Raw genomic sequence first — 408 nt, 5'->3', positions numbered from 1 at the left:
ATCCGTACCCGCACTGTCGGTACCTGCTGCGAGCTACAACGGCAGCTACGCCGTCTCTGTTTCGAGCGTGGCACAGGCCAGCAGCTATCGCATTGAAGAACAATTCAACGGAGCAGCATGGACTGAGATCAACCGGATCAGTGGGAATCAACTGGCCATCAGCGGACGAATCGCCGGCAGTTACGCCTATCGTGCCTTTGCATGCAATGACGCCGGGTGCAGTGCGTCAAGCGCCGTAGGCAGTATCGTCGTGACATTGCCACCGGTCCAAGCCACGGCGATCAATCTCGGTGGCGTGAGCTACAGTTCAACCGTGAGCATGTGGTGGGGCGCAATCCCCGCAGCGACGAGCTATCAGCTGATGGAGCAGCTCAATGGGGGTGGCTTCGGACTCGCCCAGGAAGACGG

General features: G+C 59.6%; 1 protein-coding gene. It reads left to right on the top strand.

All coding sequences use genetic code 11. From position 1 onward, the window contains the following. Positions 1-239, top strand: a 239-nt coding sequence (locus tag HU147_RS19230) for a hypothetical protein (RefSeq protein ID WP_224077675.1), incomplete at its 5' end; no start/stop codon positions are given. Positions 240-408: the final 169 nt, after the last annotated feature.

Source organism: Planococcus chinensis, assembly GCF_020071995.1.
GTDB classification, from domain to species: Bacteria; Bacillota; Bacilli; order Bacillales_A; family Planococcaceae; genus Planococcus; species Planococcus chinensis_A.
This window is presented reverse-complemented; position numbering and strand designations above follow the sequence as displayed.